Source organism: Bradyrhizobium sp. SZCCHNRI2009 (assembly GCF_032485115.1).
In the GTDB taxonomy this organism is placed as follows: Bacteria; Pseudomonadota; Alphaproteobacteria; order Rhizobiales; family Xanthobacteraceae; genus Bradyrhizobium.
The window spans coordinates 414337-440018 of record NZ_JAUEUH010000005.1 but is presented as its reverse complement, the minus strand read 5'-3'; the positions used below and the strand labels follow the sequence as shown (position 1 = coordinate 440018).

Here is a 25682-nt window from a genome sequence, read left to right as displayed (position 1 = left end):
CCTGCCGGCTCATGGCCTCACTTCACGGCCGTCTTTTCGAACTGGCGCAGCATCTGGTTGCCGCGCTCGACGGCGGCGTCCAGCGCCTGCTTGGCGGTCTTCTTGCCGGCCAGGGCCTGCTCGATTTCCTCCGACCAGACGTCACGCAGCTGCACCATGTTGCCCAGACGCAGGCCGCGGGAATTCTCCGTCGGTTCCTTGTTGGTCAGTTCGAGCAGGGGCGTCTCCAGATAGGGCTGATCCTTGTAGAAGCCCTCGGCCTTGGCCTTGGCGTAGGCCGCCTTGGTGATCGGCAGATAGCCCGAGGCCTTGTGGATGTAGACCTGACGATCGGTGTCCGAGAGGAAGGTCAGGAACTTCGCCACGCCCTTGTATTCGTCCGCGCTCTTGCCGCCCATCACCCAGAGCGAGGCGCCGCCGATGATCGAGTTCTGCGGCGCGCCCTTGGCGTCCGGATAATACGGCATCGGCGCGGCGGTGAAGGCGAACTTGGCCTGGGCCTTGACGTTGCCGAAGAACGCCGACGAGGTCAGGTAGATCGGGCATTCGCCCGAGGTGAAGCGGCCCTCACCGGTGTTGGTGCGGCCGGCATAGTCGTAGGTCTTGTCCTTCTGCAGCTCGACCAGGTTTTCGAGATGCTTGACCTGCAGCGGACCGTTGAACTCCAGCACGGTGTCGAAGCCGTCGAGACCGTTCGCCTTGCTGGCCAGCGGCACGTTGTGCCAGGCGGAGAGCTGCTCGAGATTGACCCAGGTGACCCACGAGCCCGAGAAGCCGCAGGTCGCATGGCCGGCCGCCTTCAGCTTCTTGGCGGTCTCGAACAGTTCGGGCCAGGTCTTCGGGATCTCGGCGTTGACCTTCTTCAGCTCGTCGAGATTGACCCACATCACCGTGGAGGACGAGTTGAAGGGGAACGACAGCATCTCACCCTTGGAGGTCGAGTAGTAGCCCGTGATCGCAGGCAGATAGCTCTTCGGGTCGAACGTCTCGCCGGCGTCCTGCATCAGCTTGTAGACCGGCTTCACGGCGCCGGTGGCGGCCATCATGGTGGCGGTGCCGACCTCGAACACCTGCATGATGTGGGGCGCATTGCCGGCGCGGAAGGCGGCGATGCCGGCATTCATCGTGTCGGCGTAGTTGCCCTTGTAGGTCGGGACGACCTTGTAGTCGGATTGCGAGGCGTTGAAATCGTTGGCGAGCTTGACGATGACGTCGTTGTTGGCGCCGGTCATCGCATGCCACCACTGGATTTCGGTCACGGCATGCGCAGGGGCTGCGGCGCTCAGGACCAGCGTGACTGCCGCAGTCGCGGCCGTCCAGAATTGGCGAAGTGACATTAAAGAATACCTCCCGTGAAACGTCATCGGCGTCGCGGCCGTAGCAGCGCGAGATGACAGTTTCGTGAATGTATAACCGGTTGGATCGTCAGCGGAAAGCGCGTTCATCGCGGCGGAACGCAGCGACTTGCGGGAGACGGTGCCGCGGGGCGATGCCCCGGCCGGCGCTGGCGGTGAGAGACGACAGGCTGATGGCGCCTCAGCGCTTGCGCTCGGCGCACACCGTGCCCTGGGACAGCAGCGCCTCGATCTCGCTCGGCGTGTAACCGAACTCGGTCAGCACCTCCTGCGCGTGCTGACTGAACTTCGGCGGGGTGGAGCGCAGGCTCGGCTTGGTGCGTTCGAGCCGGATCGGCGACGCGACGCCCTTGTACCAGTCCTTCTCGATGACATCGCCGCGGTAGATCGTGTGCGGATTGGTCAGCGCCTGGTCGATCTTCTGCACGGGTCCTGCCGGCAGACCGGCCGCGAGCAGCCGGTCGCACAGCGGCTCCGCCTCGAACTGGCTGAACACGGCGGCAAGCTCGGCGCGCAGCGCCTCGCGATTGGCGACGCGATCCTTGTTGCGGGCGAAGCGCGGATCGGTGCCGAGTTCGGGGCGGCCGATCTCCTTGGCGAGCTTGCGGAAGGTGCCGTCATTGCCGACGCCGATGAAGATATCGTCGGTCTTGGTCGCGAAGATCGCATACGGAACGAGGTTCGGGTGCTCGTTGCCGGTCAGCGACGGCGGCTTGCCATGCATGAAGTAGTTTGCGGTATGCGGATGCATGATCGCGAGACCGGTCTCATACAGCGTGACCTCGAGGAACTGACCGATGCCCGAGCGCTGCCGCTCCGACAGCGCCATCAGGATGCCGATCGCGGCATAGAGTCCGGTGGTGATGTCGACCAGCGGCACGCCGATCCGCATCGGTCCGCTCTGCGGCGAGCCGGTCGCCGCGATCATGCCGGTCATCGCCTGGATGATCGCGTCGTAGCCGGGATTGCCACCGCGCGGGCCATCCGCGCCGAAGCCGCAGATGCGGCAGTGCACCAGCTTGGGGAATGTCTCGCGCAGCGTGTCGCTGCCGATGCCCCATTTCTCCAAGGTGCCAGGCTTGAAGTTCTCGATCAGCACGTCGGCCGTCTCGAGCATCCGCATCAGCACGACGCGGCCGCCCTCGGAGGCGAGATCGAGGCCGATCGAGCGCTTGTTGCGGTTGATCCCGACGAAATAGGCGGCGTCCTCATCGTGGAAGGGCGGACCCCAGTCACGCACCTCGTCGCCGGCCGGCGGCTCGACCTTGATCACGTCGGCGCCGTGATCGGCCAGGATCTGCGTGCAATAGGGGCCGCCGAGCACGCGCGTCAGATCGATCACGCGCAGGCCGGCCATGGCGCCGGGAGCAAATTGGGGTGTCATCGGATGTCGCGAGGTTGGTTTCAGCTCGCGATCATTAAGCATTGCTGCGGCGGCGGCGCAAACGGAGGGCTGCCATGCGGCAGGACAACGGAGGCCGTCCTGCCGCATGACGGAATTGAAGCTCAGACGACGCTCAGCTTGACGTCGACATTGCCGCGCGTGGCGTTGGAATAGGGGCACACCTCGTGCGCCTTGGCGACCAGCGCTTCGGCGTCGGCCTTGGCGAGGCCGGGCAGCGACACTGCGAGCTCGACGGTGATGCCGAAGCCGCCTTCGGAGCGCGGGCCGATGCCGACCGTCGAGGTCACCGACGTGTCGGCGGGAACCTTGGGGCCGCCCTGCGAGCCGACGAACTTCATCGCGCCGATGAAGCAGGCTGCGTAGCCGGCCGCGAACAACTGCTCCGGATTGTTGCCGGCACCGCCGCCGCCGCCGAGCTCCTTCGGGGTGGAAAGCTTGACCTTGAGCGAGCCGTCGAGGGTCGCGGCTTCGCCGTCGCGGCCGCCGGTGGCCTTGGCGCTGGTCTTGTAGAGCACGTTCACGGACATGGGTGTCTCCTGGTTGGATGGACGAATTCAGCGCGACCATATTGCACACAATTAGATTGTGTACAATATAATTGTTCGGTAGAAAATTCGTGATCGGTGCGCCGGGCCGGTTGTCGATCCGAGGCGTGCGGGCTCAAGATGCCGATAGGATCGACCTGTGGTGACCTCGATGCGAAAGAAGTCCGCGGCAGACCTGCCGCTCCAGCTCGGCAACCAGCTCTGCTTCGCAGTCTATTCGACCGCGCACGCCTTCAACCGCGTCTACAAGCCCCTGCTCGACCGCCTTGGCCTGACCTATCCGCAATATCTGGTCATGCTGGTGCTGTGGGAGCAGGACGGCCTGACGGTGAAGGACATCGGCGCGCGGCTGTTCCTCGACTCTGGCACGCTGACGCCGCTGCTGAAGCGGATGGAGGCTACGCATCTGATCAAGCGGACCCGGTCGGCCGAGGACGAGCGTCAGGTGATCGTCACCCTCACCGCCCAGGGCGCGGGCCTGCGCGACAAGGCAAGGTCGATCGTGCCGCCCGCGATCCTGGATGCGACGGGCTGCTCGATCGCCGAGCTGGCCGATCTGCACGGCAAGCTGGTGCGCCTGCGGGAGCGGCTCGATGCGGTTGTGGAGGGGTGAGGGGGCTCTAAAGGCGCTTCTTCGCGAAAGCCCGGCCTGAACCCGACTTGAGATATTTCTCGAAGGCAAATGCCTGCTTCACATCGCTGAAGGCAACGTAGGTCTTGAGCCGCCAAGGCCGAAACTTCGATGTGTGCGGGACTTCACCGGCATTGTGCTTCGTGACGCGGGCCGGAACGTCGTCGGTGATGCCTGCGTAGAAATGCTCGCCGTTGAGACTTTCCAGGATGTAAACGAACTTCATCGCAGGCCGCCCTCGACCCTTCACGGGCGCGAATGTGGCAGGTCGTGCTGCGTGGCGTCCAGAGCTTGGATGGGCTGAACTGCTCAGTCGACTGATGAAGGGGCATCATGGCCCGGAGCCTAGTCCGCCTTCGCCTTCCCGCCTCCGCCCAAGAGGGCTACGGCGTCCAGGCTACGGCGCGACAGCCTTCACTCGCTTCGCGCAACTGAGAGTTTGGGGTGGCTTGCCGAGCCGAAGCTCGCGAAGCGATGGGGAGAGAGCATTATCGCCCGGAGCCCAAGTCCGCCTTCGTCTTCCCGCCTCCGCCCAAGGGGGCTTCGGCGTCCAGACTACGGCGCGACAGCCTTCGCTCACTTCGCGCAACTGGCAGATTGGGGTGGCTTGCCGAGCCGAAGCTCGCGAAGCGAGCGAAGGCTGGTGGAGCCAGGCGGGATCGAACCGCCGACCTCTTGCATGCCATGCAAGCGCTCTCCCAGCTGAGCTATGGCCCCTGAACCGAGCCGGCGGTCTGGGTGACCGCCGGGGAGCACCGTGAACCACAGTTCGCGGCTGATCTCAAGTGTCTTCGACGATTATTCTTCGTCGCCGCCGACATCACCGATGATGTCGGTCACGTCCTCGTCGCCTTCTTCCTCGTCGGCGATGAAGGTGGAATCATCATCCTCGTCGTCGTCGAGCGTCTCGTCGATCTCGATGTCGTCCTCCGATTCGGGAACGACGGCCTTGACCTTGCCGGAGTTCTCCTCGGCGTCGGCCTCCTCGAGCGGCACCAGCTCCTCGGCCTCCGCGGGCTCGACCACGTCGGCCGCCGCAGCAGCGCGCGCAGCCTCGCCGCGCATGGCGCGGGTGGGCGCGATCGGCGCAATCGGCACGACCTCGCCGGTGTAGGGCGAAATCACCGGGTTCTTGTTGAGGTCGTAGAACTTTTTGCCCGTCGTCGGGCAAATGCGTTTGGTTCCGAGCTCGGATTTGGCCACGTGCAGGCGTCCTGGCAATGTCTGAAAAGCGGTGTCTCACTTGGCTAGTTGCCGCGCCGCTGTCAATAGCGCTGTCAACGGGAAAATCACCGCTCGTGACGGAGGGCGGGGGCTGTGATACCTGCCGCGTCCGAAACACGAGGATCCTGCCGTGAGCACGTCAATCGCCCCGACTCCCCTGGAATCACGCGCCTCAGGGCCCCTCTCGGGCACGATTCGCGTGCCTGGCGACAAGTCGATCTCGCACCGGGCGCTGATCCTGGGGGCGCTGTCGGTCGGTGAGACCCGGATTTCCGGCCTGCTCGAGGGCGAGGACGTCCTCAACACCGCCAAATCGATGCGATCCCTGGGTGCCAAGGTCGAGCGCACCGGCGATTTCGCGTGGACCGTCCGTGGCGTCGGGGTGGGCGGCTTCGCCCAGCCGAGCGCGCCGCTCGATTTCGGCAACTCCGGCACCGGCTGCAGGCTGGTGATGGGCGCCGTGGCCGGTTGCCCGATCACGGCCGTTTTCGACGGTGATGCCTCGCTGCGCAGCCGTCCGATGCGGCGCATCCTCGACCCGCTGGTGCTGATGGGCGCCAAGGTGACCGCCAGCACCGAGGGCGGCAAGCTTCCGTTAACCCTGCAGGGCGCCGGCAACCCGGTGCCGATCGAGTACCGCACGCCGGTGGCTTCGGCCCAGATCAAGTCGGCGGTGCTGCTCGCGGGCCTCGCCGCGCCCGGTGTGACCACCGTGATCGAGCAGGAGGCCAGCCGCGACCACACCGAGCTGATGCTGAAGCATTTCGGCGCGGAGATCGTGACCACGCCGGAAGGGTCTCATGGCCGCCGCATCGCACTGACCGGCCAGCCGGAGCTGCGTGGTGCGCCAGTGATCGTTCCCGCCGACCCGTCCTCGGCCGCGTTCCCGCTGGTCGCCGCGCTGATCGTCGACGGCTCGGACCTCGTGCTGTCGGACGTGATGACCAACCCGCTGCGCACCGGCCTGTTCACGACCTTGCGCGAGATGGGCGCCTCGATCGAGGAGGACGATGTCCGCGGCGATGCCGGCGAGCCGATGGCCCGCCTGCGCGTGCGCGCCTCGAAGCTGCGCGGCGTCGTGGTGCCGCCCGAGCGCGCGCCGTCGATGATCGACGAATATCTCGTCTTGGCCGTCGCCGCCGCCTATGCCGAGGGCACGACCATCATGCGCGGCCTGCATGAGCTGCGCGTCAAGGAATCCGACCGGCTGGAGGCCACCGCGGCGATGCTGCGTGTCAACGGCGTCAAGGTCGAGATCACCGGCGATGATCTGATCGTCGAGGGCCGCGGTCACGTGCCGGGCGGCGGCATCGTCGCGACCCACATGGACCACCGCATCGCGATGTCCGCCCTGGTGATGGGTCTCGCGTCCGACAAGCCGGTCAGGGTCGACGACACCGCCTTCATCGCCACCAGCTTCCCCGATTTCATCCCGCTGATGTGCAAGGCGGGCGCGGATTTCGCATGATCATCGCCATCGACGGCCCGGCGGCCTCGGGCAAGGGCACCCTGGCCAAGCGTCTCGCTGCGCATTACGGCCTCAGGCACCTGGATACGGGCGTGATCTACCGGGCGGTCGCGCATGCGCTACTGACCGCTGGCATCGACCTCAAGGACGAGGCGCGGGCGGCGGACGTCGCCATGAGCCTGGATCCCTCGAGCTTCGACAATCCGGCGCTGAGGTCGCACCAGGTCGGGTCTGCGGCCTCCGTGGTATCGGCGTTGCCAAAAGTGCGCGAAGCGCTGGTGGCGTTCCAGCGTCAGTTCGCAAGCCGGCCGCCCGGTGCCGTGCTCGACGGCCGCGACATCGGAACCGTGATCTGCCCGGACGCCGAGGTGAAGATCTACGTCGTCGCCGATCCTCGCATCCGGGCGCATCGTCGCACCCTCGAGGCGCTTTCACGTGGGGAACCGGCCGATGAGGCGGCCATTCTGGCCGACATCCTGGCGCGCGACGAGCGTGACCAGAACCGGGCCGTCGCGCCTTTAAAACAAGCCCCGGATGCTTACTTGCTTGACAACTCCCATTTGGATATAGAAGGCGGCGTCCGGGCCGCCATCGATATCGTCGAGGCCGTTCGAGCGGGCCGCCAGCGGGTTTGATTTCCGCCGGCGTCATTGGAGGAATGCCCGCTCCCGCCCTTGACCGTCGATAGCTCGATTGCGGTTCAATCGAGTCCGATCATCCGGACGCACTTCATACGTATCGCATGTGCAGGCACTGCCGGCCCGCGTTGTTTGCGCTTATAGCGCGGCGCGCGGACGTCTGGGGATTTGTGGACCTCCAGGCACTGTCCATTCGATGCGCCGATCAACCCAAGCTGGCGAGAATGTCCGCATCTGGAGAACAAATGGCTTCGAGTACCTCTGCTTCTTCCTACAATCCCAGCCGCGATGATTTCGCCGCGATGCTGGACGAGTCCTTCACGAAGGGCAACCTGCAGGAAAGCTCTGTCGTCAAGGGCAAGGTTGTTGCGATCGAGAAGGACATGGCCGTCATCGACGTCGGCCTGAAGACCGAAGGCCGCGTGGCGCTGCGCGAATTCGCCGGGCCCGGCCGTGACAGTGAATTGAAAGTCGGCGACGAGGTCGAGGTGTTCCTCGATCGCATCGAGAACGCACTAGGCGAAGCGGTGCTGTCGCGCGACAAGGCGCGCCGCGAAGAGAGCTGGGGCAAGCTCGAGAAGGCGTTCCAGAACAACGAAAAGGTCAACGGCGTCATCTTCAACCAGGTCAAGGGCGGCTTCACCGTCGACCTCGACGGCGCCGTGGCCTTCCTGCCGCGCTCGCAGGTCGACATCCGTCCGATCCGCGACGTCGCGCCGCTGATGAACAACTCGCAGCCGTTCCAGATCCTCAAGATGGACCGTCGCCGCGGCAACATCGTGGTGTCGCGCCGCACCGTGCTGGAAGAGACCCGCGCCGAGCAGCGCCAGGAGCTGGTGCAGAACCTCGAAGAGGGTCAGGTCATCGACGGCGTCGTCAAGAACATCACCGATTACGGTGCGTTCGTCGACCTCGGCGGCATCGACGGCCTGCTGCACGTCACCGACATCGCCTGGCGCCGTGTCAACCATCCGACCGAGGTGCTCAGCATCGGTCAGACGGTCAAGGTCAAGATCATCAAGATCAACCACGAGACGCACCGCATCTCGCTGGGCATGAAGCAGCTCTTGGACGATCCGTGGCAGGGCATCGAGGCGAAGTACCCGCTGCAGGCCCGCTTCCACGGCCGCGTCACCAACATCACCGACTACGGCGCGTTCGTCGAGCTCGAGCCGGGCATCGAAGGCCTGATCCACGTCTCCGAGATGTCGTGGACCAAGAAGAACATGCACCCCGGCAAGATCGTGTCGACCTCGCAGGAGGTCGAAGTGCAGGTGCTCGAGGTTGACAGCGTCAAGCGCCGCATCTCGCTCGGCCTCAAGCAGACCATGCGCAATCCGTGGGAGGTCTTCGTCGAGAAGCATCCGACGGGTTCGGTGGTCGAGGGCGAGGTCAAGAACAAGACCGAGTTCGGCTTGTTCCTGGGTCTCGAAGGCGACGTCGACGGCATGGTCCATCTGTCGGATCTCGACTGGAAGCTGCCGGGCGAGCAGGTCATCGACAACTACAAGAAGGGCGACATGGTCAAGGCCGTGGTGCTCGACGTCGACGTGGAGAAGGAGCGCATCTCGCTCGGCATCAAGCAGCTCGAAGGCGATCCCTTCGCCGAGCCGGGCGATGTCAAGAAGGGCGCGGTCGTCACTTGCGAGGTGCTCGACGTCAAGGACGGCGGCATCGACGTCAAGATCACCGGCACCGACTTCACCACCTTCATCAAGCGCTCCGAGCTGGCGCGCGATCGCAACGACCAGCGCACCGAGCGGTTCGCCGTCGGTGAGAAGGTCGATGCCCGCGTGATCCAGTTCGACAAGAAGGCCCGCAAGGTGCAGGTGTCGATCAAGGCGCTGGAAGTCGCGGAAGAGAAGGAAGCCATCGCGCAGTACGGCTCGTCCGATTCGGGCGCCACGCTGGGCGACATTCTCGGCACCGCGCTCAAGAACCGCGACTCGAAGTAAGTCTTCGCGTCCTGCGATCAGATCAAAGCCCCGGCGCAAGCCGGGGCTTTTTTGTTCCAGCGAGGCAAGGATGCGCGTGCCGGCCGCGCGGATCCGGCCTCGCCGCGGGCCTTCCTTTCTTCATATTGCGCCGCGATTGATGTAATCGGATAACGAGATATTCAGGCTGCGGATGCAAAACGCGCCGAGACTTCCAGGAGCTGTCCATGTCGCTTGATTCGGATGTGATCGTCGATCGCCGCAGGCTGCGCCGCAAGCTGACGTTCTGGCGCGTCGTCGCGGTGCTGATTGCGATTGCGGCTCTGTCCGCCATCGGTCTCGCCATGTCGCCGCGCGGCCGCACCGTGCTCTCGACCTCCGGCTCGATCGCCCGCGTCAATATCGAGGGCCTGATCCGCAGCGACCATGAGCGCGTCGAGGCGCTGGAGCGGCTCGAAAACTCCTCGGCCGAAGCCGTCATCGTTCACATCAATTCGCCGGGCGGCACCACCGCCGGCTCCGAGCAGCTCTACGATTCGCTGGTCCGGCTGAAGGCGAAGAAGCCGCTGGTCGTCGTCGTGGAAGGCCTCGCGGCGTCCGGCGGCTACATCGGCGCGATCGCTGCCGACCACATCGTCGCGCAGCAGAGTTCGCTGGTCGGCTCGATCGGCGTGCTGTTTCAATATCCCAATGTCGGCGAGCTGTTGAAGACGGTCGGCGTGAAGATCGAGGAGGTCAAATCCTCGCCGCTGAAGGCCGCCCCCAACGGCTACGAGCCGACCAGCCCGGAAGCGCGTGCGGCGCTCGACGCCCTGGTCAAGGATTCCTATGCCTGGTTCCGCGGACTGGTGAAGGACCGCCGCGCCATGAACGATGAGCAGTTGGAGAAGGTGGCCGATGGCCGCGTCTTCACCGGCAGGCAGGCGATCGAGCTGAAGCTGATCGACGAGCTCGGCGACGAGAAGACCGCGGTCGCTTGGCTCGTCGCCAACAAGAACGTCAAGAAGGACCTTCCGGTGCGCGACTACAAGCTCACGCCGCGGTTCGGCGATCTCACCTTCCTGCGAACGGCCACCTCGATCGCGCTCGACGCCGTCGGCCTCTCCGGAATCGCCCGCCAGATCGAGCGCACCGGCGTGGTCCAGGCGGTGGACCGGATCGGTCTCGACGGCATGCTCGCGCTCTGGACGCCCGCGCCGGGCAATTGAACCCGCAAAGACCATTCCCAGGGCAATCTTCCCGCTTCGCGTGTGCCGTGGCGAGACCCCGTACCGGGCCTCGCACCCCGATTCACGGCCGCGATGAATGATTTAGCGTCTTGACAGTCCAGCATATTTTCACGGAAATGGGACCTGTCTCCCCGGGTACATTTTCTCGATGATCAAATCCGAGCTTGTTCAGCGTATCGCCGAGCACAACCCGCATCTCTACCAGCGGGATGTCGAGAACATCGTCAATGCGATCCTCGATGAGATCGTCGCGGCGCTCGCCCGCGGTGACCGCGTCGAGTTGCGCGGCTTCGGCGCCTTCTCGGTCAAGCATCGGCCGGCCCGCGCCGGGCGCAACCCACGGACCGGAGCTCATGTCCCGGTGGACCAGAAAAGTGTCCCGTTCTTCAAAACGGGCAAGGAAATGCGCGAGCGGCTGAACCGGGACAATCCCGCCGGCGCCGCGGCTGACGACGCCGACGATTGAAGCATCTCGCGCCGGCCGTGCTAATCGTCTGCGGCTGATCTCGAGGCGAATCCGGCCTGACTGACACGAGCGAGCGCATGCGAAAATTCTTCACTGTCGTGGTCGTCCTTCCGCTGCTGGTGCTGTTCGTCATCTTCGCGGTCGCCAATCGGCATTTCGTTACCGTATCGTTTGATCCCTTCAACGCGACTGATCCGGCGCTCTCGGCGTCGGTCCCGCTGTTCGCCTTGATCATCGCCGTCGCGATCCTGGGCGTGATCGCGGGTGGCTGTGCCACCTGGATCGGCCAGCGCCGCTGGCGGCGGGCCGCGCGCCGCCATCAGGCCGATGCCGAAGCGGCCCGCGCGCAGGTGGCGCAGTTGAGCGCCGCGGCGCGTGCAAAACAGGGCTCTGCGCAATCTCTGGTTCCAGCTGCGCCGGCGCGGCTTTTCGCCCCTTATGGGCGAGACAAGCAGGGCGTCGCGTTGTAGAAGGCGCGAAAGCTCGGCGGCCCTGGAAGCCGCCGGCTTCTGGTGATCCTTTCCGCCCGGACGTGCGTTGTTCATTGATGTCCCTGCTCGTCAAAATCTGCGGCCTGACCACGCCCGACACCCTCGCTGCGGCGCTCGACGCGGGCGCCGACATGGTGGGCTTCGTGTTCTTTCCGCCGTCCCCACGCCATGTCGGCCTGACGGCCGCGCGTGAGCTGGGTCGTGACGTCAGGGGGCGCGCGCTCAAGGTGGCGCTGACCGTCGATGCCGACGACGCGATGATCGAAAACATCGTCGAGACGCTGCGGCCTGATCTCCTGCAGTTGCATGGCCGCGAAAGCATCGCGCGCGTCCGCGACCTCAAGCAGCGCTTCGGCCTACCCATCATGAAGGCCATTCCGGTCGCGACCGACGCCGATCTCGCGCCGTTGGCGGGCTATGCCGACGTGTGCGACCGCATCCTGTTCGATGCGCGGGCGCCCAAGGAGGCGACCCGTCCCGGCGGCCTCGGTGCCACCTTCGATTGGCGTCTGCTACAGGGCGTGAAGCTCGATCGCCCGTTCATGGTCTCCGGCGGTCTGAGCGCCGACAACGTCGCGGAGGCCGTGCGGATCACCCGCGCGGGCGGCGTCGACGTGTCATCTGGCGTCGAGCGGGCGCCGGGTGTGAAGGATTGCGACATGATCCGGGATTTCATTCGCGCGGCGCGGGCCGCTGAAGAGTTGAGCGTTCAATGACGACAGCCATTCCCAATTCCTACCGCAGCGGTCCGGATGACCGCGGTCACTTCGGCATCTTCGGCGGCCGCTTCGTCGCCGAAACCCTGATGCCGCTGATCCTCGATCTGGAAAAGGCCTATGCGGAGGCCAAGGCGGATCCGGCATTCCATGCCGAGATGAACGGCTACCTGAAGAACTATGTCGGCCGGCCCTCGCCGCTGTATTACGCTGAGCGCCTGACCGAGCATCTCGGCGGCGCCAAGATCTACTTCAAGCGCGAGGAGCTGAACCACACCGGCTCGCACAAGGTCAACAACGTGCTTGGCCAGATCATGGTCGCGCGCCGCATGGGCAAGAAGCGCATCATCGCCGAGACCGGTGCCGGCCAGCACGGCGTTGCGACCGCCACGCTGTGCGCGCGTTTCGGGCTCGATTGCGTCGTCTACATGGGCGCGGTCGACGTCGAGCGGCAGCAGCCGAACGTGATCCGCATGGAGATGCTCGGCGCCAAGGTGGTGCCCGTGCAGTCCGGCGCCAAGACCCTGAAGGATGCGATGAACGAGGCGTTGCGTGACTGGGTCACCAACGTCCACAACACGTTCTACTGCATCGGCACGGTCGCCGGTCCGCACCCCTATCCGATGATGGTGCGCGACTTCCAGTCGGTGATCGGCAACGAGACCCGCACGCAGATGCAAGAGGCTGAGGGCCGGCTCCCGGACTCGCTGATCGCGTGCATCGGCGGCGGCTCCAATGCGATGGGCCTGTTCCATCCGTTCCTCGATGATCCCTCGGTCGATATCTATGGCGTGGAAGCGGCGGGCCATGGCCTGACGCATCTGCACGCCGCCTCGATCGCCGGCGGCCGCCCCGGCGTGCTGCACGGCAACCGCACCTATCTGCTCATGGACGAGGACGGGCAGATCGAGGAGGCGCATTCGATCTCGGCCGGTCTCGATTATCCCGGCATCGGGCCGGAGCATTCCTGGCTGCACGAGGTCGGTCGCGTGAACTATTTGTCGGCGACCGATGAGGAGGCGCTGGCGGCGTTCCAGCTGCTGTCGCGGCTCGAGGGCATCATTCCGGCGCTGGAGCCCGCGCACGCGATCGCCAAGGTGATGGAGCTCGCGCCGAAGAAGTCGAAGGACCATCTGATGGTGGTCAACATGTCCGGCCGCGGCGACAAGGACGTGCCGCAGGTGGGCGACATCTTGCGAGGAAGGGCGAAGGCATCGTGACCAGCCGGATGGATGCGCGCTTCGCGCAATTGAAGCAAGAAGGCCGCTCGGCGTTCGTCACCTTCGTGATGTCAGGCGACCCTGATCCTGAAACCTCGCTCGCGATCGTCAAGTCGCTGCCGCAGGCTGGCGCTGACATCATCGAGATCGGCATGCCGTTCACCGATCCGATGGCCGATGGCCCGTCGATCCAGGCGGCGGGTCTGCGCGCGCTCAAGGCCGGCATGACCTTGAGGAAGACGCTGCAGCTCGTGCGCAGCTTCCGCGAGGGCGACGCGGCGACGCCGATCGTGCTGATGGGCTACTACAACCCGATCTACATCTACGGCGTCGACAAGTTCCTCGATGATGCGAAGAGCGCCGGCGTCGACGGCCTGATCATCGTCGACCTGCCACCGGAGGAAGACAGCGAGCTGTGCATTCCCGCGCTGAAGGCGGGGCTGAATTTCATCCGGCTGGCGACGCCGACGACCGATGACAAGCGGCTGCCGGCGGTGCTCGCGAACACCTCGGGCTTCGTCTACTACGTCTCGATCACCGGCATCACCGGCGCGGCGGCGGCGGATTCGTCCGCCGTCGGTGCCGCCGTGGCCCGGATCAAGCGGCATACGGCGCTGCCTGTCTGCGTCGGCTTCGGCATCCGGACACCGGAGACCGCCCGCGCCATCGCCGCCAATGCCGACGGTGCCGTGGTCGGCACCGCCCTGGTCGACGCGCTCCGCGCCAGCCTCGATGCCGAGGGACGCGCGACGGCCAAGACCGTGAGCGCCGTTGCCGACCTGGCCGCTGCGCTGGCAAGGGGCGTGCACGGGGCGCAACAGGCCGCGGAATAGGCCGTCAACCACTATTCGACCAGACGTCGCGGCCGTCTTGCCGTGACCCCGCCGTCCCGCCATATATCCGGGCGACCGCAACACGGAGCGACACATGAACTGGCTTACCAATGTGGTCCGGCCGAAGATCCGCAACATCCTGCGCCGTGAGACGCCGGAGAACCTCTGGATCAAGTGTCCGGATTCCGGACAGCTCGTGTTCTACAAGGACGTCGAGGCCAACCAGTTCGTCATTCCCGGCTCCAACTACCACATGCGCATGGGCGCCGTGGCGCGGCTGAAGTCGATGTTCGACAACGAGACCTGGTTCGACGTCGCGCTGCCCGAGGTCACGCCCGACCCGCTGAAATTCCGTGACGAGCGCCGCTATGCCGACCGCATCAAGGATGCGCGGGCGCGCACCGGCATGAACGATGCGGTGAAGGTCGGCTTCGGCAAGCTGGAAGGCATGGGCGTCGTCATCGCCGTGCAGGATTTCGATTTCATGGGCGGTTCGCTCGGCATGGCCGCAGGTGAAGCCATCGTGCGCGGGCTCGAACTCGCTGTCGAGAAGAAGTCGCCGTTCATCGTATTCGCGGCCTCCGGTGGCGCGCGCATGCAGGAAGGCATCCTGTCCCTGATGCAGATGCCGCGCACGACCGTGGCCGTGCAGATGCTGCGCGAGGCCAAGCTGCCCTACATCGTCGTGCAGACCAATCCGACCACCGGCGGCGTCACCGCGTCCTACGCGATGCTCGGCGATGTCCACATTGCCGAGCCCGGCGCGCTGATCGGGTTCGCCGGCGCCCGGGTGATCGAGCAGACCATTCGCGAGAAGCTGCCCGAAGGTTTCCAGCGCGCTGAATACCTGCTCGACCACGGCATGATCGACATGGTCGTGCACCGTCATGACCTGCGCCCGACGCTGGCGCGGCTGTGCCGATTGCTGACCAAGGCGCCGGCCGTTGAACACGCCAAGCCCGCGCCGCAGCTGCCGCCGCCTGCCAAGCCCGCCGAAACCGCGGAAGCGCCGGCGGTCGCAACGAGCGCGTGAACGATTCTGCCGCCCAGCCAAGACCGTCGCTCGACGAGCTGATCACGCGGCTTTCTGTGTTGCATTCGAGCCGGATCTCGCTCGGGCTGGAGCGCATGCACCGGCTGCTGGCGCAGCTCGGTCATCCCGAGCGCAAGCTGCCGCCCGTCATCCATGTCGCGGGCACCAACGGCAAGGGCTCCACGGTCGCATATTTGCGCGCGATGCTCGAGGCCGCGGGGCTGCGCGTCCACGTCTTCACCTCGCCCTGGCTGGTGCGCATCAACGAGAGCTATCGGCTCGGCCAGGTCGGCGGTGGTGTCCTGGTAGAGGACGATGAGCTGATCTCCGCGCTCTTGGAGTGCGAGCGGGTCAACGCCGGCGCGCCGATCACCTTCTTCGAGGTCAAGACCGTCGCGGCCTTCGTGCTGTTCGCAAGGCATCCAGCCGATGTCGTGCTGCTCGAAGTCGGTCTCGGTGGCCGGCTCGATTCCACCAATGTTGTCGAGCAGGTCGCGGCCTCCGTGCTGACGCCGATCAGCATGGACCACATGGAGTTCCTCGGCGACACCCGCGCGCTGATCGCGGCCGAGAAGGCCGCCATCATCAAGCGCGGCTGCCCGGTGATCTCGGCGGCGCAGGAGCCCGATGCCATGGCCGTGATCGAGCGCGAGGCCAGGCGCCAGCGCGCGCCGCTGTTTGCGGCCGGTGAGAGCTGGCACGTCAATGTCGAGCGCAACCGGCTGGTCTATCAGGACGATCGCGGTCTCCTCGATCTTCCGGCACCCAAACTGTTCGGCCGGCATCAGTTCGACAATGCGGGCCTGGCGATCGCGACCTTGCGGGCGGTCGATCATTTCAAGCTCACCACCAAGGCGTTCGAGGACGGCATCGTCGGCGCCGAATGGCCGGCGCGCATGCAGCGGCTGTCGAACGGCGCGCTCACCGCGATCGCGCCGCAAGGCGCGGAGATCTGGCTCGACGGCGGCCACAACGCCGAAGGCGGCCGCGTCGTCGCGGCCGCGATCGGCGACCTCGAGGAGCGCGTGTCGCGGCAGCTCGTCGTCATCGTCGGCATGATGGGCAACAAGGATGCCGCTGCTTTCCTGGCCAACTTCGCCGGCCTGACGCGCCACATCATCGTCGTGCCGATTCCGAACGAGAGCAAGGCGATGGCACCGGCTGATCTGGCCGCCGCCGCGCGCACGCTCGGCATGCGCGTCGAGATCGCCGATGGCGTCGCGTCGGCGCTCGCCGGCATCGCGCGGCTTGCCTATGAGGTCCCGCCGCGTATCCTGATCACGGGATCGCTCTATCTCGCGGGCCACGTGCTCGACCTCAACGGCACGCCGCCGACCTGAGGGGAATAGCGCATGCGCTTTGCCGCGATCGCAGACGTCCACGGCAACCACCTCGCGCTCGAAGCCGTGCTGGCCGACATCCGCGCGCAAGGCGTCGATGACATTGTCAATCTCGGCGATATGGCGAGCGGCCCGCTCGATGCGCGCAAGACGATGGACTTGCTGATGCCGCTCGATGCCGTCCATGTGCGCGGCAATCACGACCGCTGGCTGATCGATCGGCCGCCGGAGAGGATGGGCGCCTGGGAGCGGCCGGCCTACGCGCAGCTCGTAGCCAAGCATCTCGACTGGCTCGGCACGATCCCGCCGACGTCCATCTATCGCGACGAGGTCTTCCTTTGTCACGCCACGCCTGAGGACGATAACGTCTACTGGCTCGAGAGCGTCGCGCCGGATGGCGCGGTCACATGCGCTCCGCTCGATGCAATCGAGACAACGGCCGAGGGCATCCCGCAGTCACTGATCCTCTGTGGCCATACCCACACCGCGCGCGCCGTGCGGCTTCGCGACGGGCGGCTGATCGTCAATCCCGGTAGCGTGGGCAGCCCTGGCTATTCCTACAACGTACCGCATCCGCATGTGATGGAAGCCGGCACGCCCGACGCCCGCTATGCGATCCTTGAACTTAAGCCCGCAGGCTGGAGCGTGACGTTCCGCCACGTGCCCTATGATCATCAGGCGATGGCCGCGCTGGCCCGCGCCAATGGTGATGTCGAATTCGCCTCGGTTCTCGCGACCGGCTGGATCCGCTGACCTCACGCGAGCAGCTTCAAGGGATCGGCGACCTTCTGCTCGAGCTGCTCGAAGGTGCATTGCTTCGGCGATTTGTCCGGGCGCCAGCGCAGGATCGAGGTGCCGTGGCGAAAGCGCTCGCCGGAGAAATGGTCGTAGCAGACCTCGATCACCAGCTTCGGCTTCAGCGGACACCATTCCGCCGAGCGCTCGGTCGACCAGCGGCTCGGGCCGCCCGGCGCATTGCCGGTGAAGCCGGGCGGCGAGATCAGCGGCTCGAGCCTGTCGGTCAGTGCGGGCTTCTCGTCCTTCTTGAGCGCGGAGGTGAAGCCGACGTGATGCAGCAGACCGTCATCGTCGTAGAGCCCGAGTAGCAGCGAGCCGACCAGCTTGCGTCCGTTCGCGCCGCTGTTGGTGGCGTAGCGGAAGCCGCCGATGACGCAATCGGCTGAGCGATAGCGCTTGATCTTCTGCATGCCGTCGCGGTTGCCGGCCTGGTAGGGCAGGTCGGTCCGCTTGGCGATCACCCCGTCCGAGCCGCCGCCGGAATGCGCCAGCCAGTCTTGCGCGGTCGCGAAGCGCGTCGTCGCCGGCGACAGCCGGAACGTCGGATGATCCGTGAAGTTCGCTTTCGCGAATGCTTCCAGCGCCGGCCGCCGCTCGTGCAGCGTGTGCGTCACTAGCTCCTTCTTGCCACTCGCCAGCAGGTCGAAGGCCAGGAACAGCGCCGGCGTCTCCACCGATAGCCTCTTCACCCGGCTGGCGGCGGGATGAATCCGCTGCAGCAATGCATCGAACGAGAACGACTTCGCCTGCGGCACCACCAGCTCGCCGTCGAGGATGAAGCTCGTCGCCTCGAGCTCGCGCGCCGCGGCGACGACCTCGGGGAAGTAGCGCGCGAGGTCCTCGCCGGCCTTCGACTGCATCGTCACCGTTGCGCCGTCGCGCGTCAGCAGGCAACGGAAGCCGTCCCATTTTGGTTCGTATTGCCAGTCCTCGCCGCGCGGGATCGCATCCACCGAGCGCGCCTCCATGGCCAGCAGGCCGGATTTGCGGGAGGGCGAGCGATGGGCGCGGGCGGGCATGGCGACATCCGAAAACGCTGAATCACACCCCTCAACGCAAACGGCCGGCGATTCCGCCGGCCGTTCGACAAAAATCATTGTTCCGCAAGCGTCACACCGCCGACGAGATCCACTGCTGCAGCTTCGCCTTCGGCGCGGCGCCGACCTGGCGCGAGGCCATCTCGCCGCCCTTGAACACCATCAGGGTGGGGATCGACATCACGCCGTATTTCGAGGCCGTCTTCGGGCTCTCGTCGACGTTCAGCTTGACGATCTTGACCTTGTCGCCCATCGCGCTCGAGATCTCGTCGAGGGCGGGCGCGATCATGCGGCACGGGCCGCACCATTCGGCCCAGAAGTCGACCACGACCGGGCCGTCGGCCTTGAGCACTTCGCTTTCGAAATCGGCGTCGGAAACCTTGCCAACGGCCATGGAAATTACCTCGTTCGGTTGGAGGGAGCGGCACGGACGGGCCGCCTCAGCGTGGACGTCAAAGTAGGAATGGCGTGATCCCGGGTCAAGCGGGCTCACTCAGACGTGCTGGGATGGCAGCATGGCGTCCAGCGCGGAGGCGGGAAGCTCCATGAATTCAGCGGCTTCGGTCCAGAGCAGCGCGGCGCGGACGACGCGGCCGGGGTACAATTGGCCAAGCACTGCGCGGTACAGCGCGAGCTGCCGGACATAGGCCGGGGGCACATCGGCGAGTCCCGAGGGCGGCTGCTGGTTGGTCTTGAAGTCGACGATCAGCACCTCGGTCCCGGTGACCACCAGTCGGTCGATCTGGCCGGAGACCAGTGCCGGAGGCTGGCCGGCCAGTGCGAGGCGGCCCACGATCGAGACTTCCGCCCGGCTCCCGGCCGCGAACACCGCGGCAAAGCGCGGGTCTTCGACCACGGCGAGCACGCGTTCCGCAAGCCCCACGCGCTCGTCCTCCGGCCAGTCGGCGGCGTTGCGAATCAAATATCGCAGCGCGGCATCGCGCCGCCGCTCCGGCGCCACGTCGGGCAGCGACTGCAGCAGGCGATGCACCAGCGTGCCGCGCTGCATCGCGAGGCTGCGCGCCGCCAGCGATTCGCCCGTGCGCACCGGCCGCTCGTCGGCGGATGGATCGGACGGCCGGAGCACAGCGACCTCGCCGGGCGCCTCCACCGCCGCCGTGCGCAGCCACGCCGGCAGTTCGACGGCCGTCTCAACCATGGGCCGCGTTTTGTCAGCAGCGGTTTCCGCGATGTCCTCGGCCCGCGCATAGCGCTTGACCGGGCCGTCCTCGGTTTCGATCACCTCGACCTGCAGGCCGGCGGCGTCCAATCCGCGCGCCATCAGATCGTACCAGCTGCCGCCGCGGACGTTGTTCATGTTGCCCGGCATGCAACCGCCGATGATCAGCCGATCCGCGGCGCGGGTCATCGCGACATAGAGTAGCCGGCGATACTCGTCCTCGGTCTCCTTGAGCATCGCCACGCGTGCCGCCGCGACGGGCTGCGGATCGTCGGCCTTGCGCCCGGCCCAGACCACGATCTCCTGCTCGCCATGCGGCACGTGGATCAGCCGCAGCCGCTGCGAATCCGCCGGCGAAGAGGTGGTGTCGACCAGGAAGACGACGGACGCCTCGAGGCCCTTGGCGCCATGCACGGTCATCACCCTGATCTCGTCGCGCGAGATCTCCATGTCGCGCTTCACCTCGGTGTCGGCGGCGCGCAGCCAGGCGACGAAGCCCTGCAGCGAGGCCGGCGCCTTGCGCTCGTAGGACAGCGCGAGCTCGAGGAACTCGTCGAGCGCATCATTGGCCTCGTGGCCGAGCCGCGCCAGGATGCGGCGCCGGCCGCCATCGCCGCCGAGCAGCCAGGCATAGAAGGCGAACGGCGTGTCCTCCGCGGCGCGGAGCTCACATTGTTGCAAGCGCCGTACGACCGCCTGCAGCCGCGCGTCGTCAGCGGCGTGCGCCGTGAGTGCGTCGCGTAGCGAGCCGCGACGCTGCCACGCCAGCTTGAACAGATCGTCGTCGTCGAGCCCGAACAGCGGGCTCTTCAGCGCGGTCGCCAGCGCCAGATCGTCCTGCGGCAGCAGCAGCGCGTCGGCGAGGTTCATCAGGTCGATGATCGCGATGTGCTCGGTCAGCTTCAGCCGGTCGGCGCCGGCGACGGGGATGCCGGCGTGCTTGAGCGCCTGGATCACGGCGTCGAAGGCGTTGCCGCGCCGGCGCACCAGGATCAGCATGTCGCCATAGCTCAGCCGCCGCCGCGCGCCGTCATGGCCGGTCATCGTGCCCGTCTGGATCAGCCGCTTGATCTCTGCCTGGATGCGCCTGGAAAGCTTCACCTCGGGGCTGGTGACGGAGACGCCGTCGAACGGCGCGCGCCAGCCCTCGATCTCCTTGCGGTCGTCGCGTTCGCACAGGCTCCAGAGCTCGACCATGCTCGGTCCGGCATCGGTCAGCGCGTTGTGGATGGGATGGCCGATGTCAGGCGAGTGGATGCTGCTGTAGACGTCGCGCTCGCGGAACACGTGGTCGACCGCGTGCAGCACCGTCGGGCCCGAGCGGAACGAATAGGTGAACGACACCGGATCGAACAGCAGCCCGGCGTCGGCGAAGCGCTTCTGCAACTGGCGCCTGCGCGCATCGAACTCGTGCGGGTCGGCGCCCTGGAACGAGAAGATCGACTGCTTCTCGTCGCCGACCGCGAAGATCGTGCGCGTGAGTCCGTCGCGCGCCCCGGCGCCGGCGGTGAACTCTTCGATGATGTGGGCGACGATGTCCCATTGCCGTGGGCTCGTGTCCTGCGCCTCGTCGATCAGCACGTGATCGACGCCGCGGTCGAGCTTGTAGTGCACCCAGCCGGCGGAGACGCGGTTCAGCATCGCCAGCGTCTTGTCGATCAGGTCGTCGTAGTCGAGCAGGCCGCGCTCTTCTTTTTCGCGGCGATAGTTCGCGGCGGCGGCGGTCGCGATCTGCAACAGCGCCTCGGTGCGGTCGCGCACGACCGCCGCGCGGCGCTTTTCGATCAGGCGATCGAGCCGGCGCACCTCCGATTCGAATAGACCGGCGATGCCGGGATTGGCGTCGGCGAACTTCTTGGTCAGCAGGGACTTCCGCGGCTCCTTGTCCTCGGTCAGGAATACGCGGAGATATTCATCGACCTGATCGGCGCCCGAGAACGCCAGTGCGGCGCGGAGTTGCTCCGCCTGCTTCTGGTCGGTCTTGGCGCCGCCGTCGAGCCGCGCGGCGATATCGGTCCAATCCCTCAGTGGCAGATTGGGGCCGTCGACGATGTCGCGCTCGATGGCTTCCAGCGTCTCGCCGGCGCTGATGCCGAGCACCTCGCCGAGATGTTGCGCGGCAACCTCGACGCGGCCGGCGCCATCGGTCCAGGCCATGAAGTGATCGCGGCTCAGACAGGCCTCGCGGACGACGTCCTTGAAGGTCGAATCCGCCGCATTGGCCATCGCCACCTGCAGCGCGCGGCCGACCGCGCTGTCGGGCGCGCGGGCGGCGTCGAGCAGCACCTTGAGATTGGCGCGCTCCATCATCTCGGTCTGGTCGCGCTCGTCGAGCACCGAGAACCGCGCCGGCACGTTGGCTTCGAACGGGAACTGCTGCAGCAGCCGCGTGCACAGCGCGTGAATGGTCTGCACCTTCAATCCGCCCGGCGTCTCCAGCGCGCTGGCGAACAGTTTTCGCGCCGAGGCCCGCAGCTTCTTTTCGGGATTGGGAATGCCGGTGGACTGGATCGCGCTGTCGAGCGCGTCGTCGTCGAGCGTCACCCAATGGCCGAGCGTCGAGAACACGCGCTCGGCCATATTGGCGGCCGCGGCCTTGGTGAAGGTGATGCAGAGGATCTTCTCCGGCGGCACGCCGTCGAGCAGCAGCCGGATCACGCGCTGGACCAGCACATGCGTCTTGCCCGAGCCGGCATTGGCCGACACGAACGCGGAGGCAGCCGGGTTCGATGCGCGCGTCTGCGCCTCGCGCACGGCCTGCGGAATGGGGCGGGGCGCCTTCACCATTCCTCCACCCCCAGGCCGCCGGCCGCCGACCATTCCTTGATACGGGCGAGATCGTCATAGCTACCGTAGCGGTTCGCCCACATCGACAGGTTCAGCGAGGTGTAGCCTTGATTGACGTCCTCGAAGCTGCGGATCAATGCCTCGAGCTTTTCGCGCGCCTCCTGCGCGGCCTGGTCCGGATGTTGCGGCGGGTCGCTCTTGTTGATCTTCAATTCGAGAATGCGCTCTTCGCCCGGCGGGTTGTTGCCGGACAAGCGGACATAGACGAGCTGGCTGATCAGGCTGCCGGCGGGGATGCCGTCGAAGCCGCCTTCGCGCAGGATCGCGGCTTCGAGCGTGAGCTGCGGCGACAGCCCCATGCGCACCTGCTTGGCTGTCGGCGGCTGGCCAGTCTTGTAGTCGAGAATGGCGTAGGTGCCCTCGGCACGCTGTTCGATGCGGTCGGCGCGCGCCGACAGCATGAAGGTGCGGCCCTGATCCAAGGGAATGCCGATCTCGCCGCGGATCTCCGCGGTGATCGCGCCGATCTGCTCGCGTCGCGCGGTCTCCCACGCCGCGAACCAGCCGGCGATGCGCTGGAAACGCGGCCACCACAGCGCCCGCGCCTCGGGCCGCTCCATCAGCGGCGCAAAGTGCTTCTCGCCGATCACGCGCAGCGCATGCGCCGGATGCAGCGGCAGGGCATCGGCATAGGTCTGCGTGAATTCGCCGATCGCTTCGTGAATCGCCGAGCCGCGATCGGCGGCCGACAGCGGCATGTCGACGGGATCGAGCGGATCGAGCCGCAGGATGTAGCGCGCGAAGATGGTGTAGGGATCGCGCAGCCAGTCCTCGATGGCGGTCACCGACATGCGCAGCGGCCGTGCTGCCAGCGGCGGCTTCGGCGCCGGCTGTTCGACCGGCTTCACCGCGGCGGGCTGGTCGAGCACCTCGGCATAGCGGACGTAAGTCTCGCCGCGCGCGGTCGCCGCCTTCCAGCGCTCGGCGCCAGCGACTGCTTCGAGACGGTGCAGGAAGCGCGAGGCCACGGCCGGCGCGCCGCCCGATTTTGCGGCGTGCGTCAGGATCACCTCGGGCGCGCCGAGCAGTTGTGCGAAATCGTGTGCTGATAGTCCGATGCGGCGCTCGGGCAGGTCGAGGCCGAGCTGATGCCGCATCGGGCGGCTGAGCCAGGGATCGATGCGCGGCGCCGGCGGCCATATGCCCTCGATCAGGCCGCCGACGATCATGCGGTCGGCCTGCATCAGTCGCGCTTCGAGCGGACCGTAGATCTGCAGCTGCGCGCCGTGGCGCTCGGGCCGGCGCACCGCGCGATCGGAGAAGGCGGTATGGAACAGATCCGGATAGTCCGACAGCGGCGCCATCAGGCCGCAGCGCTCGCCGGACGCGAGCAGGTCGTCGAAGCAGCGCGCCAGCGCCGCGCCGTCGCGATCGGTGAACGCGGTGCTGACACCGACATCGTCTGTCGAGAGCGCGATCAACACCTCACGATGCCGCGCGGCGAGCTCGGCGAAATCCTGCGGGCGCGGCGAGGCGAGGTTTTCCAGCGGCGCCAGGGCCGTCTGCAATTGCGCGATCAGCGCGCCGGCGCGGTCGAGCTGCTCGGGACTGAGACGCGCGCGCGGCTCGGCCTTGTGCAGCGATGATGCTTCGCCCTGGTGCAGCTTGGTGTGCTCGTCGCGGAAGCGCGCGAAGTCGCGCGCGAGCCCGCTGCTTCCGGCTTGTGGCCGCGTGCCGCGCAGCACCGCGAGCTCCAGCGTCTCGATGGCACTCTTCCAGCCATTCGCGGCGCGCCCGAGCCGGCACAGCGGATGCTTGAGCAGCGCCAGCAAAGTCGGCGGCTCCAGTCCGCGCGCGGCTGCTTCGGCGGCGAGGCGCGCGAAGATGCCGGCCGGCGTCTCCAACAGCGCGTCACCGCCGGAATCGTCGAACGTCAGGTGCCAGCGCGTCAGCGCCGCCATCACGCGGCGCGCCAGCGCGCGGTCCGGCGTCACCAGCGCAGCGGACTTGCCGAGATGGCGCGCCTCGCGCATCGCGATGGCAATCGCCAGCGCCTCCATTTCCGGATTGGGCGCGGCGACGACGGCGAGATTGTCCATCGCTTCGGCAATGTTGGCGGCGATGTCGAACTGGCGCAGGCGCTCGTGCCAGACGGCGGTGGCTTCCGACGGCCGCATCGCTTCTGAGATCAGCACCTCGCGGCCGCCACGGCCGGGTGGTGCGAGGCGGATCACGTCGCGCCGCTCCAGGCCGAAGCGCTTGAGCAGCAGGTGCATGGCATATTGCGGATGATTGACCGCGGGCGGCGTCAACACGCGGCCGGCGCGGTCCTTGGCACCGCCGATCGAATTCCACGCGGCTTCGTCGAGATCGGTGTCGAGCCCAGGCAGCACCACCGCGCCATGCGGCAGCTTGGCGACGGCGAGCAGGAATTTTGCCGTCGCCGGCATCGAGCCGGTGGAGCCTGCGGCAATGACGGGACCATCGGGATGCGCCGACAGCCGCGCCGCTTCGGCCGCGATCAGCAGATCGCGCCGCGCCGCCGGCTCGATGCGCTCGATCTCCTGCAGATAGGCCGGCCACGCGGTCCGCGCGATGCGCAGGAACTCGAGCGAATACTGCCAGTATTTGTCGAGCTGATCCGGCACCAGCGCATCGAGCGCATCCCACGACACGCCGCGCGTCACCATGTCGTCGATCAGCCGCGCGAGGTCGCCGGCCAGCGCAAGCGTCGAGGCGGGCCCGCCGATCACGAGCGGCGCCGACACCGGCGTCTTGGCCCAGGCCGCGACCAGCCGCGCCAGCGTGAGCCGGCGCTGCAGGTCGTCGAGCCGTTCCGGAATCTCCAGCGGCGCCGGCCCGAGGAACGCGTCGCGGTCCTCCGCGAAGGCGAGCTCGTCCTCGTCGATGTCGCCGAGCGCGACCAGGCGCGGCAGCACCGCGGCATCGGTCTTCAGCTCGTCGAGGAACATCTCGCGCGCCACCCGCAGGGAGCGCCGCGTCGGCAGATACAGCGTCGCGGTCGCGAGCCGGGCGGGATCGCTGCGTGCCTCGAAGCCGTCGACCAGCCGGCCGTCGACCAGCGCGGCGATCACGCTGCGCAGGAACGGCGCCGAGATGGGAACGGTGAAGACGCGCATGGCCTGCGATTCGGGTTGCTGTGCCGTCTATATAAGGAGCGATCGGGCGGAGGTCATATCCGGGGTGTGGACGGGTGTTGATAGGTGCGTGACCATTGTCGCGGGCTCAGAGCGCGCCGCGCGGATGAGCCCAGCTGGACCCATTCACCCCCGCCGTCATCGCCCGCTTTCGCGGGACGACTGAGTCTGGAAAGCCAAGCTGCCCACCCCAT

22 protein-coding genes and 1 tRNA gene are annotated in these 25682 nt (G+C 66.7%); 13 read left to right on the top strand and 10 right to left on the bottom strand.

Annotated features, from left to right (window positions below; genetic code table 11):
• Window positions 1–17: 17 nt before the first annotated feature.
• The 3 genes from ugpB to QX041_RS20340 form a co-directional block, all read right to left on the bottom strand.
• Window positions 18–1337: a sn-glycerol-3-phosphate ABC transporter substrate-binding protein UgpB gene (gene ugpB / locus QX041_RS20350; RefSeq protein ID WP_315716880.1), complete on the bottom strand. Its 1320-nt coding sequence runs from the start codon at window positions 1335–1337 to the stop codon at window positions 18–20.
• Between the two features lie 199 nt (window positions 1338–1536).
• Window positions 1537–2739: a CaiB/BaiF CoA-transferase family protein gene (locus QX041_RS20345; protein WP_315716881.1), complete on the bottom strand. Its 1203-nt coding sequence runs from the start codon at window positions 2737–2739 to the stop codon at window positions 1537–1539.
• A 122-nt stretch (window positions 2740–2861) separates the two neighbouring features.
• Complete coding sequence (locus QX041_RS20340; RefSeq protein ID WP_009026309.1) at window positions 2862–3287, bottom strand: organic hydroperoxide resistance protein; 426 nt, start codon at window positions 3285–3287, stop codon at window positions 2862–2864.
• A 169-nt stretch (window positions 3288–3456) separates the two neighbouring features.
• On the opposite strand from QX041_RS20340, the gene QX041_RS20335 reads away from it, so the two are divergent.
• Complete coding sequence (locus QX041_RS20335; RefSeq protein WP_315750467.1) at window positions 3457–3918, top strand: MarR family transcriptional regulator; 462 nt, start codon at window positions 3457–3459, stop codon at window positions 3916–3918.
• Window positions 3919–3925: 7 nt separating this feature from the next.
• Here QX041_RS20335 and QX041_RS20330 read toward each other — a convergent pair whose 3' ends face one another.
• The 3 genes from QX041_RS20330 to QX041_RS20320 all read right to left on the bottom strand — a co-directional run bounded on the left by QX041_RS20330 (window position 3926) and on the right by QX041_RS20320 (window position 5139).
• A complete protein-coding gene (locus tag QX041_RS20330; RefSeq protein WP_316166375.1) occupies window positions 3926–4162 on the bottom strand; it encodes a GIY-YIG nuclease family protein in 237 nt (78 codons plus the stop codon).
• A 415-nt stretch (window positions 4163–4577) separates the two neighbouring features.
• Window positions 4578–4653: transfer RNA gene (locus tag QX041_RS20325), tRNA-Ala, on the bottom strand.
• An 81-nt stretch (window positions 4654–4734) separates the two neighbouring features.
• Window positions 4735–5139 (bottom strand): TIGR02300 family protein, encoded by a 405-nt coding sequence (locus QX041_RS20320; RefSeq protein WP_315716883.1) that lies wholly within the window; start codon window positions 5137–5139, stop codon window positions 4735–4737.
• A 151-nt stretch (window positions 5140–5290) separates the two neighbouring features.
• Here QX041_RS20320 and aroA point away from each other — a divergent pair, with 151 nt between their 5' ends.
• From aroA to QX041_RS20260, 12 genes are all read left to right on the top strand, one after another.
• The gene (gene aroA, locus QX041_RS20315) at window positions 5291–6628 is read left to right on the top strand and encodes a 3-phosphoshikimate 1-carboxyvinyltransferase (RefSeq protein WP_316166374.1); all 1338 of its coding nucleotides are present in this window, start codon (window positions 5291–5293) and stop codon (window positions 6626–6628) included.
• The gene (gene cmk / locus QX041_RS20310; protein ID WP_316166372.1) at window positions 6625–7263 is read left to right on the top strand and encodes a (d)CMP kinase; all 639 of its coding nucleotides are present in this window, start codon (window positions 6625–6627) and stop codon (window positions 7261–7263) included. Before aroA ends, cmk begins: the two co-directional genes overlap by 4 nt.
• Before the next feature lie 248 nt (window positions 7264–7511).
• On the top strand, window positions 7512–9221 hold the full coding sequence (gene rpsA, locus QX041_RS20305) for a 30S ribosomal protein S1 (RefSeq protein WP_315716886.1): 1710 nt from the start codon (window positions 7512–7514) through the stop codon (window positions 9219–9221).
• 206 nt (window positions 9222–9427) lie between these two features.
• Entirely contained in the window at window positions 9428–10408 is a 981-nt protein-coding gene (gene sppA / locus QX041_RS20300; RefSeq protein WP_315825664.1) for a signal peptide peptidase SppA, read from the top strand.
• 169 nt (window positions 10409–10577) lie between these two features.
• The gene (locus QX041_RS20295; RefSeq protein WP_315716888.1) at window positions 10578–10895 is read left to right on the top strand and encodes an integration host factor subunit beta; all 318 of its coding nucleotides are present in this window, start codon (window positions 10578–10580) and stop codon (window positions 10893–10895) included.
• Between the two features lie 77 nt (window positions 10896–10972).
• Entirely contained in the window at window positions 10973–11365 is a 393-nt protein-coding gene (locus tag QX041_RS20290; RefSeq protein ID WP_315716889.1) for a lipopolysaccharide assembly protein LapA domain-containing protein, read from the top strand.
• 77 nt (window positions 11366–11442) lie between these two features.
• The gene (locus tag QX041_RS20285) at window positions 11443–12102 is read left to right on the top strand and encodes a phosphoribosylanthranilate isomerase (protein ID WP_315716890.1); all 660 of its coding nucleotides are present in this window, start codon (window positions 11443–11445) and stop codon (window positions 12100–12102) included.
• Window positions 12099–13322 (top strand): tryptophan synthase subunit beta, encoded by a 1224-nt coding sequence (trpB, locus tag QX041_RS20280; RefSeq protein ID WP_316166371.1) that lies wholly within the window; start codon window positions 12099–12101, stop codon window positions 13320–13322. Before QX041_RS20285 ends, trpB begins: the two co-directional genes overlap by 4 nt.
• Window positions 13319–14155: a tryptophan synthase subunit alpha gene (gene trpA, locus QX041_RS20275; protein ID WP_315716892.1), complete on the top strand. Its 837-nt coding sequence runs from the start codon at window positions 13319–13321 to the stop codon at window positions 14153–14155. Before trpB ends, trpA begins: the two co-directional genes overlap by 4 nt.
• Window positions 14156–14249: 94 nt before the next feature.
• Window positions 14250–15188: an acetyl-CoA carboxylase, carboxyltransferase subunit beta gene (gene accD / locus QX041_RS20270; protein ID WP_316166370.1), complete on the top strand. Its 939-nt coding sequence runs from the start codon at window positions 14250–14252 to the stop codon at window positions 15186–15188.
• Complete coding sequence (locus QX041_RS20265; protein ID WP_315716894.1) at window positions 15185–16528, top strand: folylpolyglutamate synthase/dihydrofolate synthase family protein; 1344 nt, start codon at window positions 15185–15187, stop codon at window positions 16526–16528. Before accD ends, QX041_RS20265 begins: the two co-directional genes overlap by 4 nt.
• Before the next feature lie 12 nt (window positions 16529–16540).
• Window positions 16541–17281 carry a metallophosphoesterase family protein gene (locus QX041_RS20260; protein ID WP_315716895.1) on the top strand — a complete coding sequence of 247 codons (741 nt, stop codon included), beginning with the start codon at window positions 16541–16543 and terminating at the stop codon, window positions 17279–17281.
• A 2-nt stretch (window positions 17282–17283) separates the two neighbouring features.
• On the opposite strand, the gene QX041_RS20255 is transcribed toward QX041_RS20260, so the two are convergent.
• The 4 genes from QX041_RS20255 to addB form a co-directional block, all read right to left on the bottom strand.
• Window positions 17284–18294, bottom strand: a complete 1011-nt coding sequence (locus QX041_RS20255; protein ID WP_315716964.1) for an ATP-dependent DNA ligase — start codon at window positions 18292–18294, stop codon at window positions 17284–17286.
• A 142-nt stretch (window positions 18295–18436) separates the two neighbouring features.
• Window positions 18437–18757 carry a thioredoxin gene (trxA, locus tag QX041_RS20250; RefSeq protein ID WP_015663255.1) on the bottom strand — a complete coding sequence of 107 codons (321 nt, stop codon included), beginning with the start codon at window positions 18755–18757 and terminating at the stop codon, window positions 18437–18439.
• A 99-nt stretch (window positions 18758–18856) separates the two neighbouring features.
• On the bottom strand, window positions 18857–22330 hold the full coding sequence (gene addA / locus QX041_RS20245) for a double-strand break repair helicase AddA (RefSeq protein WP_316166369.1): 3474 nt from the start codon (window positions 22328–22330) through the stop codon (window positions 18857–18859).
• The gene (addB, locus tag QX041_RS20240) at window positions 22324–25470 is read right to left on the bottom strand and encodes a double-strand break repair protein AddB (protein ID WP_316166368.1); all 3147 of its coding nucleotides are present in this window, start codon (window positions 25468–25470) and stop codon (window positions 22324–22326) included. Before addB ends, addA begins: the two co-directional genes overlap by 7 nt.
• Between the last annotated feature and the right edge of the window lie 212 nt (window positions 25471–25682).

Excerpts from the sequence above, each read along its gene's own strand:
- ugpB (WP_315716880.1), bottom strand. The coding sequence starts at position 1,337 with ATGTCACTTCGCCAATTCTGGACGGCCGCGACTGCGGCAGTCACGCTG.
- QX041_RS20345 (WP_315716881.1), bottom strand. The coding sequence starts at position 2,739 with ATGACACCCCAATTTGCTCCCGGCGCCATGGCCGGCCTGCGCGTGATC.
- QX041_RS20340 (WP_009026309.1), bottom strand. The coding sequence starts at position 3,287 with ATGTCCGTGAACGTGCTCTACAAGACCAGCGCCAAGGCCACCGGCGGC.
- QX041_RS20335 (WP_315750467.1), top strand. The coding sequence starts at position 3,457 with ATGCGAAAGAAGTCCGCGGCAGACCTGCCGCTCCAGCTCGGCAACCAG.
- QX041_RS20330 (WP_316166375.1), bottom strand. The coding sequence starts at position 4,162 with ATGAAGTTCGTTTACATCCTGGAAAGTCTCAACGGCGAGCATTTCTAC.
- cmk (WP_316166372.1), top strand. The coding sequence starts at position 6,625 with ATGATCATCGCCATCGACGGCCCGGCGGCCTCGGGCAAGGGCACCCTG.
- rpsA (WP_315716886.1), top strand. The coding sequence starts at position 7,512 with ATGGCTTCGAGTACCTCTGCTTCTTCCTACAATCCCAGCCGCGATGAT.
- sppA (WP_315825664.1), top strand. The coding sequence starts at position 9,428 with ATGTCGCTTGATTCGGATGTGATCGTCGATCGCCGCAGGCTGCGCCGC.
- QX041_RS20295 (WP_315716888.1), top strand. The coding sequence starts at position 10,578 with ATGATCAAATCCGAGCTTGTTCAGCGTATCGCCGAGCACAACCCGCAT.
- QX041_RS20290 (WP_315716889.1), top strand. The coding sequence starts at position 10,973 with ATGCGAAAATTCTTCACTGTCGTGGTCGTCCTTCCGCTGCTGGTGCTG.
- QX041_RS20285 (WP_315716890.1), top strand. The coding sequence starts at position 11,443 with ATGTCCCTGCTCGTCAAAATCTGCGGCCTGACCACGCCCGACACCCTC.
- trpB (WP_316166371.1), top strand. The coding sequence starts at position 12,099 with ATGACGACAGCCATTCCCAATTCCTACCGCAGCGGTCCGGATGACCGC.
- accD (WP_316166370.1), top strand. The coding sequence starts at position 14,250 with ATGAACTGGCTTACCAATGTGGTCCGGCCGAAGATCCGCAACATCCTG.
- QX041_RS20260 (WP_315716895.1), top strand. The coding sequence starts at position 16,541 with ATGCGCTTTGCCGCGATCGCAGACGTCCACGGCAACCACCTCGCGCTC.
- QX041_RS20255 (WP_315716964.1), bottom strand. The coding sequence starts at position 18,294 with ATGGAGGCGCGCTCGGTGGATGCGATCCCGCGCGGCGAGGACTGGCAA.
- trxA (WP_015663255.1), bottom strand. The coding sequence starts at position 18,757 with ATGGCCGTTGGCAAGGTTTCCGACGCCGATTTCGAAAGCGAAGTGCTC.
- addA (WP_316166369.1), bottom strand. The coding sequence starts at position 22,330 with ATGGTGAAGGCGCCCCGCCCCATTCCGCAGGCCGTGCGCGAGGCGCAG.
- addB (WP_316166368.1), bottom strand. The coding sequence starts at position 25,470 with ATGCGCGTCTTCACCGTTCCCATCTCGGCGCCGTTCCTGCGCAGCGTG.